This window comes from Streptomyces sp. NPDC040589 (assembly GCF_055594445.1).
Window position 1 is genome coordinate 160888 of record NZ_JBVIWP010000012.1, and the last position, 15927, is coordinate 176814.

Consider the following 15927-nt stretch of genomic DNA (forward strand, 5'->3'; position numbering starts at 1 on the left):
GGAGAGGGGGACGGCGTGAACGGCGGCGAGTTGTACATCCGGGCGACCGGAGCGTGGCTGCCCCCGGTCGAACGGGTCGCGGACGCGGTCGCGGACGGGCGTTGCGACGCCGCCGTCGCCCGCTCCACCCGGATGGAGTCGGTGACGGTCTCCGCGGGGGAGCCCGCTCCCGAGATGGCGGCCCGGGCCGCCCGGACCGCGCTGGAGCGGGCCGCCGCCGAGCCGGGCGACATCGACCTGGTGCTGCACGCCAGCTTCTACTACCAGGGCTTCGACCTGTGGGCCCCCGCCTCCTACGTCCAGCGGACCGCCGTCGGCAACCAGTGCCCCGCGCTGGAGGTCCGGCAGGTCTCCAACGGCGGCATGGCGGCCCTCGACCTGGCCTGGGCCTACCTCGCCGCCGACCCGGCCCGGGTCGCGGCCCTGGTGACCACCGGCGACCGGTTCTGCCCGCCGGGCTTCGACCGGTGGCGCAGCGACCCCGGAACCGTCTACGGCGACGGCGGCACCGCCCTCGTTCTCTCGCGGCACTCCGGTTTCGCCCGGGTCCGCAGCGTCGCGACCGTCTCCGCGCCCGACCTGGAGGGCATGCACCGCGGCGACGACCCGTTCGGCCCCGCCCCGTTCAGCCACCGCGACGTCGTCGATCTGGAGGCGCACAAGCGGGACTTCCTGGCCCGCCACGGCGTGGCCCCGACCGTCGCCCGGGTCGCCGCCGCGCAGGAGTCCGTCGTCAAGCAGGCGCTCGCCGACGCCGGGCTCGGCCTCGCGGACATCGACCGGTTCGTGCTGCCGCACCTCGGCCACCGCAGGCTCCATGTCGCCTACTTCGCCAAGTTCGGCATCGACCCCGAGCGCAGCACCTGGTCCTGGAGCCGGACGATCGGGCACCTGGGCGCCGGAGACCCCTTCGCCGGACTGGACCACCTGGTCACCGCCGGGGTGCTCGGGCCCGGTGACACGTGCCTGCTCTTCGGCGTCGGCGCCGGCTTCAGCTGGTCCTGCGCCGTGGTCGAGATCCTGAACACGCCTTCCTGGAGGGACCGATGAACGGCACCGACCGCCCGGTCGCCCTGCTGCTGCCCGGCCAGGGCTCGCAGCACCTGCGCATGGCCGCCGGACTGCTGGACGCCGAGCCCGTCTTCGCCGAGGCGATGGACGAGGCCCTGACGGCGCTGACGGACCTCGGCGGCCACAGCACCGGTCTGCGCGAGGCCTGGCTGGGGACGGCCGACAGCGCGGTGATGGACCACGTCACGCGCTCCCAGCCGCTGCTGTTCGCGGTCGACTACGCCCTCGGGCGGCTCGTCCTCGACTGGGGCGTACGGCCCGTCGCCCTGCTCGGGCACAGCATCGGCGAGGTGGCGGCGGCGGTCCTCTCCGGCGTCTTCACGCTGCGGGACGCCGCCGCCCTGGTCCACGACCGCGTCGGACGGCTGGCCCAGGCGCCGCCCGGCGGGATGGTCGCCGTCGCGGCCGGCCAGGACGAGGTGGCGCCCTTCCTCACCGACGGCGTGGTCGTCGGCGCCGTCAACGCCCTGCGCCAGACGGTCCTCGCCGGCCTCGACGACCCGCTGCGCACCGTCACGGCGGCACTCGCCGACGCCGGGTTCGTGCTCCAGCGCGTGCCGGCCTCCACGGCGTTCCACAGTCCCTCCCTGGCCCCGGCCATGCGCGGAGCCGGCGAGCGGATCGCCGCGCTCCCCGTCGGCGAGCCCCGCATCCCGGTCATGTCCGGGTACACGGCCCGGTTCCTGACACCCGCGGAGACGAAGGACCCGGCCTTCTGGTCCCGTCACCCGGTCGCGCCGGTGCTCTTCTGGCCCGCCCTGGACGCGCTCCTCGCGGAAGGAGACCTGGTGCTCGTCGAGGCCGGCCCGGGCCAGGGCCTGTCCCAGCTGGCCCGCCGCCACCCGGCCGTGCGCTCCGGCCGCTCGTCCGTCGTCCCCCTGCTCCCGGCCCGGCCCGGCCCGGCCGACCAGGACGTGGCCGCCGTACGCGCCGCCGCCGGGGTTCTGGGCGTGTAGCGCGTGTCGAGTGCCTTTGTAGGCACGCGGCCTAGCGTCGCCGGTGGCGCTTCGCCCCTGCTTCTTCCCTCTTCACCCTTCTTCTCTTCGCCTTTCTTCTTCCTTCGAGGACGGTGTCATGCTGACCGATCAGACCGACAGCGAGTTGGGCCGGCATCTGCTGACCATCCGAGGCGTGCAGTTCATCTTCGGCGCCCAGGGCGATCCCTTCGCCATGATCCTGCGCGCCGGTGACGACGACCCGCTCGACCACGGGGCACGCGCCCGCGAACAGGGCCTGCACGAGAGCAGCGTCGGGGCGTGGGTGACCGCGAGCCGCGAGCTCGGCGCCCGCGTCCTCGGCGACCCGCGGTTCTCCCCGCGCCACGCCGAGGAGGGGCCGCAGTCCCACCCGGGCGTCGACGTCTGGGACAACCCCCTGCTGTGCCATGTCGTCCCGCTCGACGACGCCCGCCTCAACCTCGACCCGGCCGCGTACCGCACGCTCGCCGAGGCCTCCGCGCCGCTGCTGTCGGCCGAGGCGCTCGCGGGGCGGGCGCCTCAGATCGAGGCGGCCTACCGCGAGACGCTCGCCGCGACGGGCGAACGGTTCGACCTGTACCGGGACTTCGCCGTCCCCGGCGCCCTGCGGGTGGTGGCCGAGGTGCTGGGCCTGCCCGCCGAGACCCGCGAGCGCCTGCCCGAACTGCACGCCGGCCTCGCCACCGCCCTGGACGCCGGCCACTGCCCGCAGCAGCTGGGAACCGCCCGGGCACTGCTCACCGCGGTGTCGGGCCTGTCCGCCGAGCTGACCGGCCTGGTGGAGGCGGGCCGTGCCACCGGCCTCGCCGGCCTGTCGCCGCAGGACGCGGTCGCGATCGGCGCGCTGGCCGTCGTGGTGGGCGTCGAGGTCACGGCGACCGCCGTGTGCAACGCCGTCGAGGTCCTGCTGGCGCACCCGGAGGAGTGGCAGCGGATCGGGCAGGACCCCGAGGCGGCCCCGGCCGCGGTCCGGGAGGCCCTGCGGCTGGCTCCGCCGCTGCGGTTCGAGAGCCGTATCGCGCGCGAGCAGGTCGAGTTCGACGGCAGGACGATCGAGGAGGGCCGCCGCGTGGTGGTGCTCGTCGACGCGGCCAACCGGGACCCGGAGGCCTTCGCAGACCCGGACGCCTTCACGCCCGGCCGCGGCGACGGCGACCGGTCGCTCACCCTCCTCGGCGGTCCCGCCGCCCCGGTCACCGACGCGCTGGTCCGCGTCCAGACCGAAGCGGCCGTCCGCGCCCTGGCCGCACTCCGGCCCGCCCTGCGCACGAACGCCGAGGTACTGCGCCGCATGCGCTCCGCGGTGCTGCACGGCGTGCTGCGCTTCCCCGTCGCATGACCGGACCGGCCCACACCAGGGGAGGAGCACCGCGGTGCGTGTACTGCTGACAGCCTTCGCACAGGACGCCCATCTCAACGGCGTCGTCCCGCTCGCCTGGGCGCTGCGGACCGCCGGGCACGAGGTCCGGGTGGCCGGGCAGCCGGCCGCGGTCGAGAGCATCACCCGGGCCGGTCTGACGGCCGTGCCGGTGGGCGAGAACCACCGGATGGACGCCGTCATCCCCACCGTCGGTCCCGGGATGCTCATGCACCACATGGACCGCGACTACCTCGAGAACCGTCCCGAGCGGCTGAGCCTCGACTTCCTGCGGGCGTCGAACGCGATGCTGACGGCGACCTTCTACGCCCAGATCAACAACGACTCGATGATCGACGAACTCGTCGACTACGCCCGGTTCTGGCAGCCCGACCTGGTGCTCTGGGAGCCCTTCACCTTCGCGGGCGCCATCGCCGCCAAGGCGACCGGGGCCGCCCACGCCCGGCTGCTGGCCTTCCCCGACCTCTTCGCCAACACCCATCTGACGCTGCGCCGGCGCCAGGCGGACCTGCCCGCGGAACTGCGCGACGACCCGCTGGAGGAGTGGCTGGCGTACACCCTGGACCGGCACGGGGCCGCCTTCGACCCCGACGTGGTCACAGGACAGTGGTCGGTCGACCAGATGCCCCCCGGGGTGCGGATGGAGCTGGGGCTGCCGACGGTGCCCACGCGCTACGTGCCGTACAACGGGCCCGGCCCGGCCGTCGTACCGGACTGGCTGCGCCGCCCGCCGGAGCGCCGCCGGGTCTGCCTCACCCTCGGGCTCACCATCCGGGACACGGAGTTCCCCAACGCCGTCGACGTGAACGACGTCTTCGCCTCGCTGGCCGACCTGGACGTCGAGGTGGTGGCGACGCTCGGCGAGAAGGAACTCGCCCAGGTGTCGCGGGTGCCGGACAACACGCGGGTCGTCGACCACGTTGCCCTGCTGGCGCTGCTGCCCAGCTGCTCGGCGGTCGTGCACCACGGCGGCGCGGGCACCTGGGCGACCGCCGCCGCCTACGGGGTGCCGCAGGTGGCGCTCGGCTGGATGTGGGACGCGATCTACCGGGCCCAGCGGGTGGAGGAGCTGGGCGCGGGGCTGCATCTGCACTCCGAGGGCCTGACCGTCGACATCCTGCGCGACAAGCTCGTCCGGGTGCTCGACGACCCGGCGTTCACGGAGGGGGCCCGGCGGCTGCGCCTGGCCATGCTGTCGGCGCCGAGCCCCAACGAAGTGGTGCCGACGCTGGAGAAGCTGACCGCGCGTCACCGGTCGCCGGTCGCGGCACGCTGACGGGACGAGGACGGGAGAAGCGTGAACATCCTGGTGACCGGTGCGGCCGGTTTCATCGGCTCGCACTTCGTCAGAACACTGCTGAGCGGCGGTTACCCGGGGCACGAGGACGACCGGGTGACCGTCGTGGACAAGCTCACCTACGCGGGGACGCTGAACAACCTGCCCCCGCACCATCCGCGGCTGGCCTTCGTGCACGGCGACATCTGCGACACCCCGCTGCTGGACAAGGTCTTCCCGGGCCACGAGGCGGTGGTGCACTTCGCCGCGGAGTCGCACGTGGACCGTTCGGTGGCGGGCGCCGAGGCCTTCGTCCGCACGAACGTGCTCGGCACGCAGGCCCTGCTCGAAGCGGCGCTGCGGCACGGGACGGGCGTCTTCGTCCAGGTCTCCACGGACGAGACGTACGGCTCCATCGCCGAGGGACGCTGGACGGAGGACGAGCCGCTGCTGCCCAACTCCCCGTACGCGGCGTCCAAGGCGTCGGCCGATCTGATCGCCCGGTCGTACTGGCGCACCCACGGTCTCGACGTGCGCGTCACCCGGTGCGCCAACAACTACGGCCCGGGCCAGCACCCCGAGAAGCTGGTCCCGCTGTTCGTCACCCGGCTCCTCGACGGGCAGCCGGTCCCGCTGTACGGGGACGGCTCCAACCTGCGGGAGTGGCTGCACGTCGACGACCACTGCCGGGCCGTGCGGCTGGTGCTGGACGAGGGCCGGCCGGGGGAGATCTACAACATCGGCGGCGGCACCCATCTGACCAACAAGGAGATGACCGGCCGTCTCCTCGCGCTCTGCGGGCGCGACTGGGACCTGGTGCAGCGGGTCGCGGACCGCAAGGGGCACGACTTCCGCTACGCGGTGGACGACTCCAAGATCCGCCGCGAACTCGGCTACGCGCCGCGCTGGTCGCTGGACGACGGACTGCGCGGGACGGTCGAGTGGTACGCCGCCCACCGCGACCACTGGGACGTCCGGGAGGAGGGCGCCGACAGGGGGCACACGAGGGGGTACTAAAACTTGAATAACCGGGTCGCCCTCCTCTATGCTCGCCGGGTACCCAAATTTGAGCACCCGAAAGAAGGGGCGGGCATGGGCGGCGCCGATTTGGCGATCCAGACCGAAGCTCTGAAGAAGAAGTACGGCGACAAGGAGGCCCTCGCGGGACTCGACCTGGAGGTACCCCGAGGCGTCGTATACGGCCTTCTCGGCCCGAACGGCGCCGGAAAGACCACCGCGGTCCGCATCCTCTCCACCCTGCTGAAGTACGACGAGGGCACCGCACGGGTCGCCGGCTACGACGTCGCCACCCAGTCGGCCCAGGTCCGCTACAGCATCGGACTCCTCGGACAGCACGCCGCGGTGGACGAGGACCTGAGCGGCCGTCAGAACCTCGTGATGTTCGGGCGCTTATACCACATCGGCAAGCGCACCGCGCAGAGCCGAGCAGACGAACTGCTGGAGCGCTTCGGTCTGACCGAGGCCGCCGGAAAGCCGGCCAAGCAGTACTCCGGCGGTATGCGACGGCGGCTCGACCTCGCCGCCAGTCTCATCCTGGCCCCGTCGGTGCTGTTCCTCGACGAGCCCACCACCGGGCTCGACCCGCGGGGCCGCAACGACGTCTGGGAGTCCGTCCGCGGCCTGGTCTCCGAGGGCCGCACGGTCATGCTGACCACCCAGTACCTCGAAGAGGCCGACCAGCTGGCCGACAAGATCGCCCTCATCGACAACGGCAGGGTCGTCGAGTCCGGCACCCCGGACCAGCTCAAGAACAAGATCGGCGGAGACCGGATCGACGTCGTGCTCCGCAGGTCCCACGACCTCGAACGGGCCGGCCGCATGATCGGCGCGCTGCTGCGGGCCGAGCCCGAGACGGACACCGACAACCGGCGCGTCAGCGTCGTCGTCGACAACCGGGTCGCCGCCCTCACCGCGGTCACCCGGGAGCTCGACGACGCCGGCATCGAGGCGGAGGACATCGCCCTGCGCAGGCCCACACTCGACGAGGTGTTCCTGAACCTGACCGGCAACGGATCGGCCACGTCCGCCGAGCAGAGCCTCAAGGAGGTCGCCCAGTCATGACCGCGATCATCGCGCCCGAACTGCCCAGGAACCCGCTGGCCAAACTGGGCTGGGTCCTCGCGGACTCCTGGACGCTCACGCTCCGCGGACTGTCCCACTGGGCCCGCAACCCCACCCAGATCCTCGCCGGCCTCGCCTTCCCGATCCTCATGGTGCTGCTCTTCGGCGGCATCTTCGGCAGCGGGATGCAGGTCGAGGGCGGCGGGGACTACATGGACTTCCTGATGCCCGGCATGTTCGTCATGTCGATGGCCTTCGGCATCGGCGAGACCATGGCCGGCGTCACCGCCGACGCCTCCAAGGGCGTCACCGACCGGTTCCGCTCCATGCCCATGTCGGCCGCCTCGGTCGTCATCGGGCAGAGCATCGTCAACATGCTCTACAGCACCGTCGTCCTGATGATCCTCATGGGCTGCGGGGTCATCGCCGGGTGGAGCTGGAGCGACGGGTTCATGCAGGCGCTCGGCGCCTTCGCGCTCCTGCTTCTCCTGCGCTTCGCCCTTCTCTGGGTCGGCATCTACCTCGGCCTGATCATCAAGACCCCGGAGGCGGCCTCCGCCGTCTACACCCTGCTCTTCCCGCTGGGCATCGTCGCCAACACCTTCGCCTCCCCGGAGATGATGCCGGGCTGGCTGGCGACCATCGCCGAGTGGAACCCCCTCTCCTCGACCGCACACGCCACCCGAGAACTGTTCGGCAACCCCGGGGTCGGCGGCACCTCCTGGATCGCCGAGCACGCCATGCTCATGTCCTTCGTCTGGCCACTCGCGATCTTCGCGGTCTTCTTCCCGCTGGCCGTCCGCAAGTACCGCTCCCTGAGCCGGTAACCACACCCTGAACCGGGGATGTGAGCCGGCCAATCCCCCGGGCCGGCTCACATCCCCCCGGCTTACCGGCGACTTCGGCGGGCCGCCCTCCGCGGCTTGTGTGTCGGCCGGGCGAGCAGCCCCTCGGCTTACCGGCGACTTCGGAGGGCCGCCCTCCGCGGCTTGTCCCGCGACCTCGGCTTGTCCGTCGGCCGGGCGGGCAGCCTCCCGACCTGCTCACCGGCCCTGGGGCCAGCCTTCTGGCTTGTGTGCCGGAGGGGCGGGTGTCTCCTCGCCCGGTTTGCCGCTCCCGGCGGGCCATCGCTCGACCTGCCCAAGCCCTCCCCGGAGGGCCACCCCCTCGGCTCGTTCGTCGGCCAGGCGGGCCCCCCGACCTGCCCACCACCCCAGCGGCCGGCCCCTCCAGCCGTACCGCGGGCCCCCCGACGGGACGTCGACCACGACTGGAGTCGGTGAAATTAGCGTGCACGGCATGACCGTTTTCGACATCGCCATCGCGGAACTGAACGGCAAGCCCGACCTGTTGGCCCGGCACCGCGGCCGGACCCTGCTCATCGTCAACGTGGCGTCGCAGTGCGCCCTGGCCGGCCAGTACGCCGGACTCGACACGCTCGCGCGCCGCCACCACGAGGACGGGCTCAGCGTCATCGGCGTGCCCTGCAACCAGTTCGGCGAGCAGGAGCCGGGCACCCCCGAGGAGATCGCCGGCTTCTGCTCCCTGCAGCGGATCTCGTTCCCGCTCACCGAGAAGACCGACGTCAACGGAGCGGACCGCCACCCCCTCTACGCCGCCCTGACCTCCTGCGCCGACGCGGAGGGCCACACCGGCGACGTGCGCTGGAACTTCGAGAAGTTCCTCGTCTCGCCCACCGGCGAACCCGTGGGCCGGTTCGGCCCCACGGTCGACCCGCAGGACCCCGAACTCCTGCGCGCCGTCCGCGCGCAGACGCAAGTGCAGTGAGCTCGACGGGCACACCGGCCCGGCGAGCCACACGATGCGGAAAGGATGATTTGTGAACCAGACGCCGGTTACCGCAACCGACGAGGGCATCCAGGTCGTAGGTGCCCGAGAGAACAACCTGAAGGACGTCTCCCTCGTCATCCCCAAGAACCGGATCTCGGTCTTCGTCGGCGTCTCCGGCTCCGGAAAGTCCTCCCTGGTCTTCGACACCGTCGCCGTGGAGGCCCAGCGGCAGCTCAACGCCACCTTCCCCTGGAACATCCGGCACGACCTGCCCAAGTTCGAACGCCCGCACGTCGACGCGGTCACCCGGCTGACCACGCCGGTGGTCGTCGACCAGCGCCCCCTCGGCGGCAACGCCCGCTCCACCGTCGGCACCGTCACCGACGTCTACACCGTGATGCGCGTCCTCTTCGCCAACCACGGCAACGACGGACTCGGCCAGACCTGGCTCTACTCCTTCAACGACCCCAAGGGCATGTGCCCCGAGTGCGAGGGCCTCGGCCGCGCCCGGCGCCCCAGCCCCGAGCTGATGACCGACCCCGGCAAGTCCATCGCCGAGGGCGCCATCCTCCTGCCCGGCTACACCGTCGGCAGCGCCAACTGGCAGTTCTACGCCAACTACGAGCACCTGGACGCCGAGAAGAAGCTCGCGGACTACACCGACGAGGAGACGCACACCCTGCTGCACGGCAGCACCGGCACGGTCGAGGTGACCTACCCCAACGGCAACGTGCTGGCGCTGCGCTACGAGGGCCTGGTGGACAGCTTCGTCCGCCGCCACCTCAAGCGGGATACCGGCGGCATGAGCAAGGCGGCCCGCGACAAGGCCGCCGAGTTCTTCACCGACGGCGTCTGCCCCACCTGCGAGGGCGCCCGGCTCAACCAGAAGGCACTCGCCACCCGCATCGACGGCCACAACATCTCCGACTGGTCCCAGATGCAGGTCAGCGACCTCATCGGTGTCGTCGCCACGCTGAGGGAGCGGCTCGACACCCCGCTCGTCACCACCATCATCGAGACGCTGGAGCAGATCCAGGCCATCGGCCTCGGCTACCTCACCCTCGACCGGTCCACCACCTCGCTCTCCGGCGGCGAGGGCCAGCGGCTCAAGCTCGTCAACCACCTCGGCAGCGAACTGACCGGCCTGACCTACATCTTCGACGAGCCCAGCGTCGGCCTGCACCCCCGCGACGTCAGCCGGCTCAACGACCTGCTGCGCGCCCTGCGCGACAAGGGCAACACGGTCCTCGTCGTGGAGCACGACCCCGACGTCATGGCGGTCGCCGACCACGTCGTCGAGATCGGCCCGCGGGCCGGCGTGCACGGCGGCACGATCGTCTTCGAAGGCGCCTACGACGAACTGCGCACCACCGACACGCTGACCGGGCAGGGACTGCGGCGCACCGGCGGGATCAAGGAGAACCCCCGCCCCTGGGGCCGGACCCTGCCGATCCGCAACGCCACGGCCAACAACCTGAAGAACGTCTCCACCGAGATCCCGTCCGGTGTCCTCACCGCCGTCACCGGCGTCGCCGGCGCAGGCAAGAGTTCTCTGATCGCCCACGCCTTCCGGGACCAGTACCCGGGGTCCGTCTTCGTCGACCAGTCGCCCATCCCGCGCTCCTCGCGGTCCACCCCGGCGAGCTACCTCAAGCTGATGGACCCGATCCGCAAGCTCTTCGCCAAGGCCAGCGGCGAGGACGCCTCCCTCTTCAGCTTCAACTCCAAGGGCGCCTGCGAGGAGTGCGAGGGCCGCGGCCTGCTCATCACCGAGGTCGCCTACATGGACCCGGTCACCACGCACTGCGAGGTCTGCGAGGGCCGCCGCTTCAAGGAGTCGGTGCTCCAGCACCGGGTGCGCGGCAAGAACATCGCGGACGTCCTGGCCATGTCCGCCGAGGAGGCGGGGGAGTTCTTCCTCTCGGGCCCGCTGCGCGCCAAGACCAAGGCCCTGATCGAGACCGGCATCGGCTACCTCGGCCTCGGCCAGTCGCTGGCCACGCTGTCCGGCGGTGAACGCCAGCGGCTCAAGCTCGCCGACCGGCTCTCCGGCTCGGGCACGGTCTACATCCTCGACGAGCCGACCACCGGCCTGCACCTGTCCGACATCGACAACCTCGTCGGCCTGCTGAACCGGATCGTCGACCGGGGCAACACCGTCATCGTCATCGAGCACGACCTGGCCGTGATCTCCCAGGCCGACTGGGTCATCGACCTCGGGCCCGAGGGCGGCAACACCGGCGGCGAGATCGTCTTCACGGGCACGCCCGCCGAACTGGCCAAGGCGGCGCACTCGCACACCGGACGGCACCTGAGCCTGTACCTGGAGAACTAGGCGGTAGCCGCGGACCCTTGCGGACAGAACCTGACCGCAAGGGTCCGTAGTTTCGTCCTTGTCAGGCAGCAGGCGTCAGGCAGTGGGCGTCAGGCAGCAGGCCAACCGACGAGAGGCGGCCGTTCATGGTGAAGCACGTGGGACCCGAGGCACCCGGCGACGAGCGCGGAGCGCTCCTGTCCTTCATCGCCGAGCAGCGCGGCGGCGTCCGGCGGGCCCTGATCGGCCTGACGGCGGAGCAGGCCTCGTCCCGCCCCAGCGCCAGCGAGCTGTCCCTGGCCGGCCTGCTCAAGCATGTCGCCGAGGTCGAGCAGGGCTGGATCGCCCGGGCCAAGGGCGAGCCGCCGGCGGTGCACCGCGACGAGTCCAACTGGCACGAGTGTTTCGTACTGGTCGGCGACGAGGACGTGGAGTCGCAGCTCGCGTACTACGAGAAGGCGGCGGCCGAGACGGAGGCGTTCATCCGCGCGGTGCCCAGCCTCGACGACACCTTCGAGCTGCCGAGGACGTCCTGGAACCCGAAGGACGAGTGGCTGTCGATGCGCTGGCTGTGCCTGCACCTGATCCGTGAGACGGCACGGCACGCGGGCCACGCCGACATCATCCGCGAGTCGCTGGACGGCACGACGGCCTTCGAGCTGGTGGCCGCGGAACAGCAGGCGGGGGCCGGGTCCTAACCTGGTTGGCATGTCAGCGATCCGCCTGCTCGTGCTCGGCGCGGTCCGCCAGCACGGGCGGGCCCACGGCTACCAGGTCCGGGGCGACCTGGAGTACTGGGGCGCTCACGAGTGGTCCAACGCCAAGCCCGGCTCGATCTACCACGCCCTGAAGCAGATGGCGAAGCAAGGGCTGCTGCGGGCGCACGAGATCGCCCCGTCCACGGCCGGGGGCCCGCCGCGCACGGAGTACGAGATCACCGAGCAGGGCACCGAGGAGTACTTCAAACTGCTGAGGCAGTCGCTCACCGCCTACGACCAGAAGCCGGACGTCCTCACCACCGCGCTCGGCTTCATGGTGGACCTCGGCCGCGAGGAGGCCCTGGGCCTCCTCGAACAGCGGGTGCGGTCCATCGAGGAGTGGCGCGCGACCGTCGTCGAGGACTACCTGCCCGAGGACGGCCCGCAGCAGCTCGGCCACATCGGCGAGATCATGAACTTCTGGGTCCACTCGGCCGACACGGGCGCGCAGTGGACCCGCGACCTCATCGAACGCATCCGCGGCGGCGCCTACACCTTCGCGGGTGAGGGCGCCCCGTTCGTCGGGGTGCTGCCGGACGACACCCGTTAGTGGTGGAACCCGGTGGCCGCCGTCTTGTCCCGGATCAGGGGGCCCGCCTGCCGGCGCAGTTCCGGGAGCAGCCGTTCCAGGTCCTGGGTGAGCAGCTCGGCGAGGTCCGCGGAGAAGCCGTTGCGGCACACCACCCGCAGCACGGACAGATCCTCCCGGTGCGGCGGGAAGGTGTACGCGGGCACCAGCCAGCCGCTCTCGCGCAGCCGCCGGGAGACGTCGAAGACGTCGTACGCCGTCACGTCCGGCGCGGTCGTGAAGGCGAACACCGGCAGCTCGTCGCCCCGGGTCAGCAGCCGGAAGTCGCCGAGCGCCTCGATCCGGTCGGCCATGCCCGTGGCCACGTCCCGCGCGGCCTGCTGCACGGCCCGGTAGCCGTCCCGGCCCAGCCGCAGGAACGTGTAGTACTGCGCCACGACCTGTGCGCCGGGCCGGGAGAAGTTGAGCGCGAAGGTCGGCATGTCGCCGCCCAGGTAGTTCACCCGGAACACCAGCTCCTCCGGCAGCGCGTCCGCGTCCCGCCACAGCGCCCAGCCGACCCCCGGGTAGACCAGCCCGTACTTGTGCCCCGAGGTGTTGATCGACGCCACCCTCGGCAGCCGGAAGTCCCACACCAGGTCCTCGTCGAGGAACGGCGCGACCATGGCACCGGACGCCCCGTCCACATGCACGGGGATGTCGAGCCCGGTCCGCTCCTGCACCGCGTCCAGCGCCGCGCACAGCTCGGCGACCGGCTCGTAGGACCCGTCGAAGGTCGAGCCCAGGATCCCCACGACCCCGATGGTGTTCTCGTCGCACAGTTCGGCGGCGGCCTGCGGGTCCAGATGGAACCGCTCGCCCTCCATGGGCACAAGCCGGGCCTCCACCTCCCAGAAGTTGCAGAACTTCTCCCAGCAGACCTGCACGTTCACGCCCATCACCAGGTTGGGCCGGGCCGCCGGGTACCGGTCGGCGTTGCGCCGCGTCCAGCGCCGCTTCAGCGCCATCCCGGCGAGCATGCACGCCTCGCTCGACCCGGTCGTCGAACACCCCACGGCCGTCTCCGGGTCGGGCGCGTGCCACAGGTCGGCGAGCATCGCCACGCACCGCCGCTCCAGCTCGGCCGTGCGTGGGTACTCGTCCTTGTCGATCATGTTCTTGTCCCGGCACTCCGCCATCAGCAGCCCGGCCTCCGGCTCCATCCAGGTGGTGACGAAGGTGGCGAGGTTCAGCCGCGCGTTGCCGTCGAGCATCAGCTCGTCGCGCACCAGTTGATGGGCGGTCGCCGGTGCGATGGGCTGGTCCGGGAGCCGGTGCGTGGGCGGGGCCTCGGCCATGTCGCCGAGCGGGTTGGCGGGGCCGTAGAAGGGGTTGACGGACAGGCGGCGTTCGCCGGGCCGGCGGATGCCTTCGTTGAGCGGCAAGGGAGTCTCCAAAGGGATCGTTGGGTTATCGGACCGGCGTCCCGTCCGTCCGCAGTTGCATCTGTGGACGGCCCGTGACCAGCAGCCAGGCGGGCAGTGAGGCGATGCAGAGCAGGATGAGGATCCCCGGCGACATGACCAGCACCGCGGCGACGAAGAGGCTGATCCAGCCCTGCCGGGTGATGGCCAGCAGCACCCCGAGCACCCCGGCGGACACCCCCACCGACGGATCTACGCCGGACACCAGGGCGTGCGCGCACAGACCGAGCGCGGTGCCCACGAACACGGCCGGGAAGATCCGCCCGCCGCGGAACCCGCAGGACGCGGCGACCACCAGCGCGGCCAGCTTCACCACCGTCATGACGGCGAACTCCCCGGCCGACCAGCCGTCCGGGTCGTGCGCCAGCTCGGCGATCTCGTCGAGCCCCTTGAACAGCGTCAGATGGCCGCCCAGGGCGGCGAGACCGCCCAGTACGATCCCGCCCGCCGGGAGCATCAGCATCGGGTGCCGCAGTCGCCAAAAGGCCCCGTGGACATAGGGGAGCGCGCGCACGGCGCACATGCCGAGCAGCGCGCCGACGCAGGCCACCACGACCGCCGCCAGCAGGTCCGACCAGCCCGGCCGGCCCAAGGGGGGCAGGTCCAGGTCGAAGTTCGGGCGGTCGATGAGGCTCGCGGTCAGGGCACCGGCCGCGGCGGCGGTCAGCGGCGCGAAGAGGTTGTCCCACAGCAGACCGCGCGTCTCCTGCCGGGCCAGCACCTCGGAGATGACGAGGGCCGCCGCCACGGGCGTGCCGAACAGCGCGCCGAGCGTCGCCGCCTCCGCCAGCGCCGGCCAGATCCGGCCCGGCGCCCGTGGAACGGCCTTGCCGCCCAGCCAGACCGCCAGGCCGACGTTCGCGGCGATGATCGGGTTCTCCGGGCCGAGGCTCGGCCCGCCGGCCAGCATCAGCGCGGTCGCCAGCAGCAGCCCCGGCAGCACCACGGGCGGCAGGACCCGGGCGTCCAGGCCGAGAGTGGCCGGATCGGGGCCCGCGTGCCCCGGCACCTTCCACACCACAAGACCGACCGCGACACCGGTCGCGAACAGCATCACGAACATCCACGCCACGGAGTACCGGCCGATCCCCAGCGCGTCCGGCACGGTCTGCCACAGCACGTCCTCGAGCTGCTCGGCGGCGCTCTCCACCCCCACCAGGAGCAGGCTGGAGATCACCCCCACCGCCAGTGCGGGCAGGATCGACGGCAGCAGCGTACGGGCGGGAGTCGCGGGGGTGACGGAGGGCGCCTGCCGCTCGGAGTCCTGGACCACGAGCACACGATAAACGGATCAAACGGAACAAACCGGGAACCCGCTTGCACCTCACGTGGCGTGAGGCCCGACCGTGAAGCACGCAACACCAAGAAGGGAGCGGAAGTGAGCTTCTCCGTGGGACAGGTCGCGGGCTTCGCCGGGGTCACCGTGCGCACGCTGCACCACTACGACGGCATCGGCCTGCTCGTCCCGAGCGAACGCAGCCACGCGGGCCACCGGCGTTACAGCGACGCCGACCTCGACCGGCTGCAGCAGATCCTGTTCTACCGCGAGCTCGGCTTCCCCCTCGACGAGGTCGCCGCCCTGCTCGACGACCCGGACGCGGACCCGCGCGCCCACCTGCGGCGCCAGCACGAACTGCTGACCGCCCGGATCGAGAAGCTGAGCAAGATGGCGGCGGCCGTGGAGCACGCCATGGAGGCACGCACGATGGGCATCGACCTGACCCCCGAGGAACGCTTCGAGGTCTTCGGCGACAAGGACCCCGAACAGTACGCCGAGGAGGCCGAGCAGCGCTGGGGCGGCACCGAGGCCTACGCCGAGTCACAGCGCCGGGCCGCGAGCTACACCAAGGAGGACTGGAAACGCATGCAGGCCGAGGTGGCCGACTGGGGCGAGCGCTACGACGCCCTGATGGACGCCGGTGAACCCGCGACCGGGGAGACGGCCATGGACATGGCCGAGGAACACCGGCAGCACATCTGCGGCTGGTTCTACGAGTGCTCGTACGAGGTGCACCGCCGCCTCGGCGAGATGTACGTCGCCGACGAGCGCTTCAAGGCGTTCTACGACTCCATGCGCCCGGGTCTCGCCGAGCACCTGAAGGACGCGATCGCGGCGAACGCGGACCGCCACCGCGCCGAGTAAGAAGCGCGCAAAAAAGGAGAGCGCTTAATTTGCGCGAGTCCTCTTGCTTCTTCAGGTAATGAGACGACCGCCCGCCCATCAGTCAACCTACTCATAACTTTAGGCCGGAAGGGGCGTGTTAGCTTCGAACAAAGCGGGGGGAGCG

14 protein-coding genes are annotated in these 15927 nt (G+C 71.5%); 12 read left to right on the forward strand and 2 right to left on the reverse strand.

What is annotated here, in order from left to right; genetic code table 11:
- Positions 1 to 15 precede the first annotated feature (15 nt).
- The 11 genes from ACZ58V_RS36945 to ACZ58V_RS36995 all read left to right on the forward strand — a co-directional run bounded on the left by ACZ58V_RS36945 (position 16) and on the right by ACZ58V_RS36995 (position 12197).
- A complete protein-coding gene (locus ACZ58V_RS36945; RefSeq protein ID WP_468192566.1) occupies positions 16 to 1050 on the forward strand; it encodes a ketoacyl-ACP synthase III family protein in 1035 nt (344 codons plus the stop codon).
- Positions 1047 to 2027 (forward strand): acyltransferase domain-containing protein, encoded by a 981-nt coding sequence (locus ACZ58V_RS36950; RefSeq protein ID WP_471295574.1) that lies wholly within the window; start codon positions 1047 to 1049, stop codon positions 2025 to 2027. Before ACZ58V_RS36945 ends, ACZ58V_RS36950 begins: the two co-directional genes overlap by 4 nt.
- A gap of 118 nt (positions 2028 to 2145) precedes the next feature.
- Entirely contained in the window at positions 2146 to 3387 is a 1242-nt protein-coding gene (locus ACZ58V_RS36955) for a cytochrome P450 family protein (RefSeq protein ID WP_471295577.1), read from the forward strand.
- Between the two features lie 34 nt (positions 3388 to 3421).
- Positions 3422 to 4702, forward strand: coding sequence for an activator-dependent family glycosyltransferase (locus ACZ58V_RS36960; RefSeq protein ID WP_471295579.1), 1281 nt, complete (start codon positions 3422 to 3424; stop codon positions 4700 to 4702).
- A gap of 21 nt (positions 4703 to 4723) precedes the next feature.
- Complete coding sequence (rfbB, locus tag ACZ58V_RS36965) at positions 4724 to 5719, forward strand: dTDP-glucose 4,6-dehydratase (protein ID WP_471295580.1); 996 nt, start codon at positions 4724 to 4726, stop codon at positions 5717 to 5719.
- Positions 5720 to 5794: 75 nt separating this feature from the next.
- Positions 5795 to 6784, forward strand: a complete 990-nt coding sequence (locus ACZ58V_RS36970; RefSeq protein ID WP_468192559.1) for an ATP-binding cassette domain-containing protein — start codon at positions 5795 to 5797, stop codon at positions 6782 to 6784.
- On the forward strand, positions 6781 to 7611 hold the full coding sequence (locus tag ACZ58V_RS36975) for an ABC transporter permease (RefSeq protein ID WP_189725842.1): 831 nt from the start codon (positions 6781 to 6783) through the stop codon (positions 7609 to 7611). Before ACZ58V_RS36970 ends, ACZ58V_RS36975 begins: the two co-directional genes overlap by 4 nt.
- A gap of 472 nt (positions 7612 to 8083) precedes the next feature.
- Positions 8084 to 8572 (forward strand): glutathione peroxidase, encoded by a 489-nt coding sequence (locus ACZ58V_RS36980; RefSeq protein WP_468192558.1) that lies wholly within the window; start codon positions 8084 to 8086, stop codon positions 8570 to 8572.
- Positions 8573 to 8624: 52 nt separating this feature from the next.
- Positions 8625 to 10910, forward strand: a complete 2286-nt coding sequence (locus ACZ58V_RS36985; RefSeq protein WP_471295582.1) for an ATP-binding cassette domain-containing protein — start codon at positions 8625 to 8627, stop codon at positions 10908 to 10910.
- A 125-nt stretch (positions 10911 to 11035) separates the two neighbouring features.
- Complete coding sequence (locus ACZ58V_RS36990; protein ID WP_471295585.1) at positions 11036 to 11587, forward strand: DinB family protein; 552 nt, start codon at positions 11036 to 11038, stop codon at positions 11585 to 11587.
- A 10-nt stretch (positions 11588 to 11597) separates the two neighbouring features.
- Positions 11598 to 12197: a PadR family transcriptional regulator gene (locus ACZ58V_RS36995; protein ID WP_468192555.1), complete on the forward strand. Its 600-nt coding sequence runs from the start codon at positions 11598 to 11600 to the stop codon at positions 12195 to 12197.
- Here the strand turns inward: ACZ58V_RS36995 and ACZ58V_RS37000 are convergent.
- Both ACZ58V_RS37000 and ACZ58V_RS37005 read right to left on the reverse strand, forming a co-directional pair.
- Positions 12194 to 13600, reverse strand: a complete 1407-nt coding sequence (locus tag ACZ58V_RS37000) for a glutamate decarboxylase (RefSeq protein WP_468192554.1) — start codon at positions 13598 to 13600, stop codon at positions 12194 to 12196. The two genes, ACZ58V_RS36995 and ACZ58V_RS37000, sit on opposite strands and share 4 nt — an antisense overlap.
- Positions 13601 to 13625: 25 nt before the next feature.
- Positions 13626 to 14912, reverse strand: a complete 1287-nt coding sequence (locus tag ACZ58V_RS37005; protein WP_471295587.1) for an ion channel protein — start codon at positions 14910 to 14912, stop codon at positions 13626 to 13628.
- A 105-nt stretch (positions 14913 to 15017) separates the two neighbouring features.
- Between ACZ58V_RS37005 and ACZ58V_RS37010 the strand changes: the two genes are divergently transcribed.
- Complete coding sequence (locus ACZ58V_RS37010) at positions 15018 to 15782, forward strand: MerR family transcriptional regulator (RefSeq protein ID WP_471295590.1); 765 nt, start codon at positions 15018 to 15020, stop codon at positions 15780 to 15782.
- Positions 15783 to 15927: the final 145 nt, after the last annotated feature.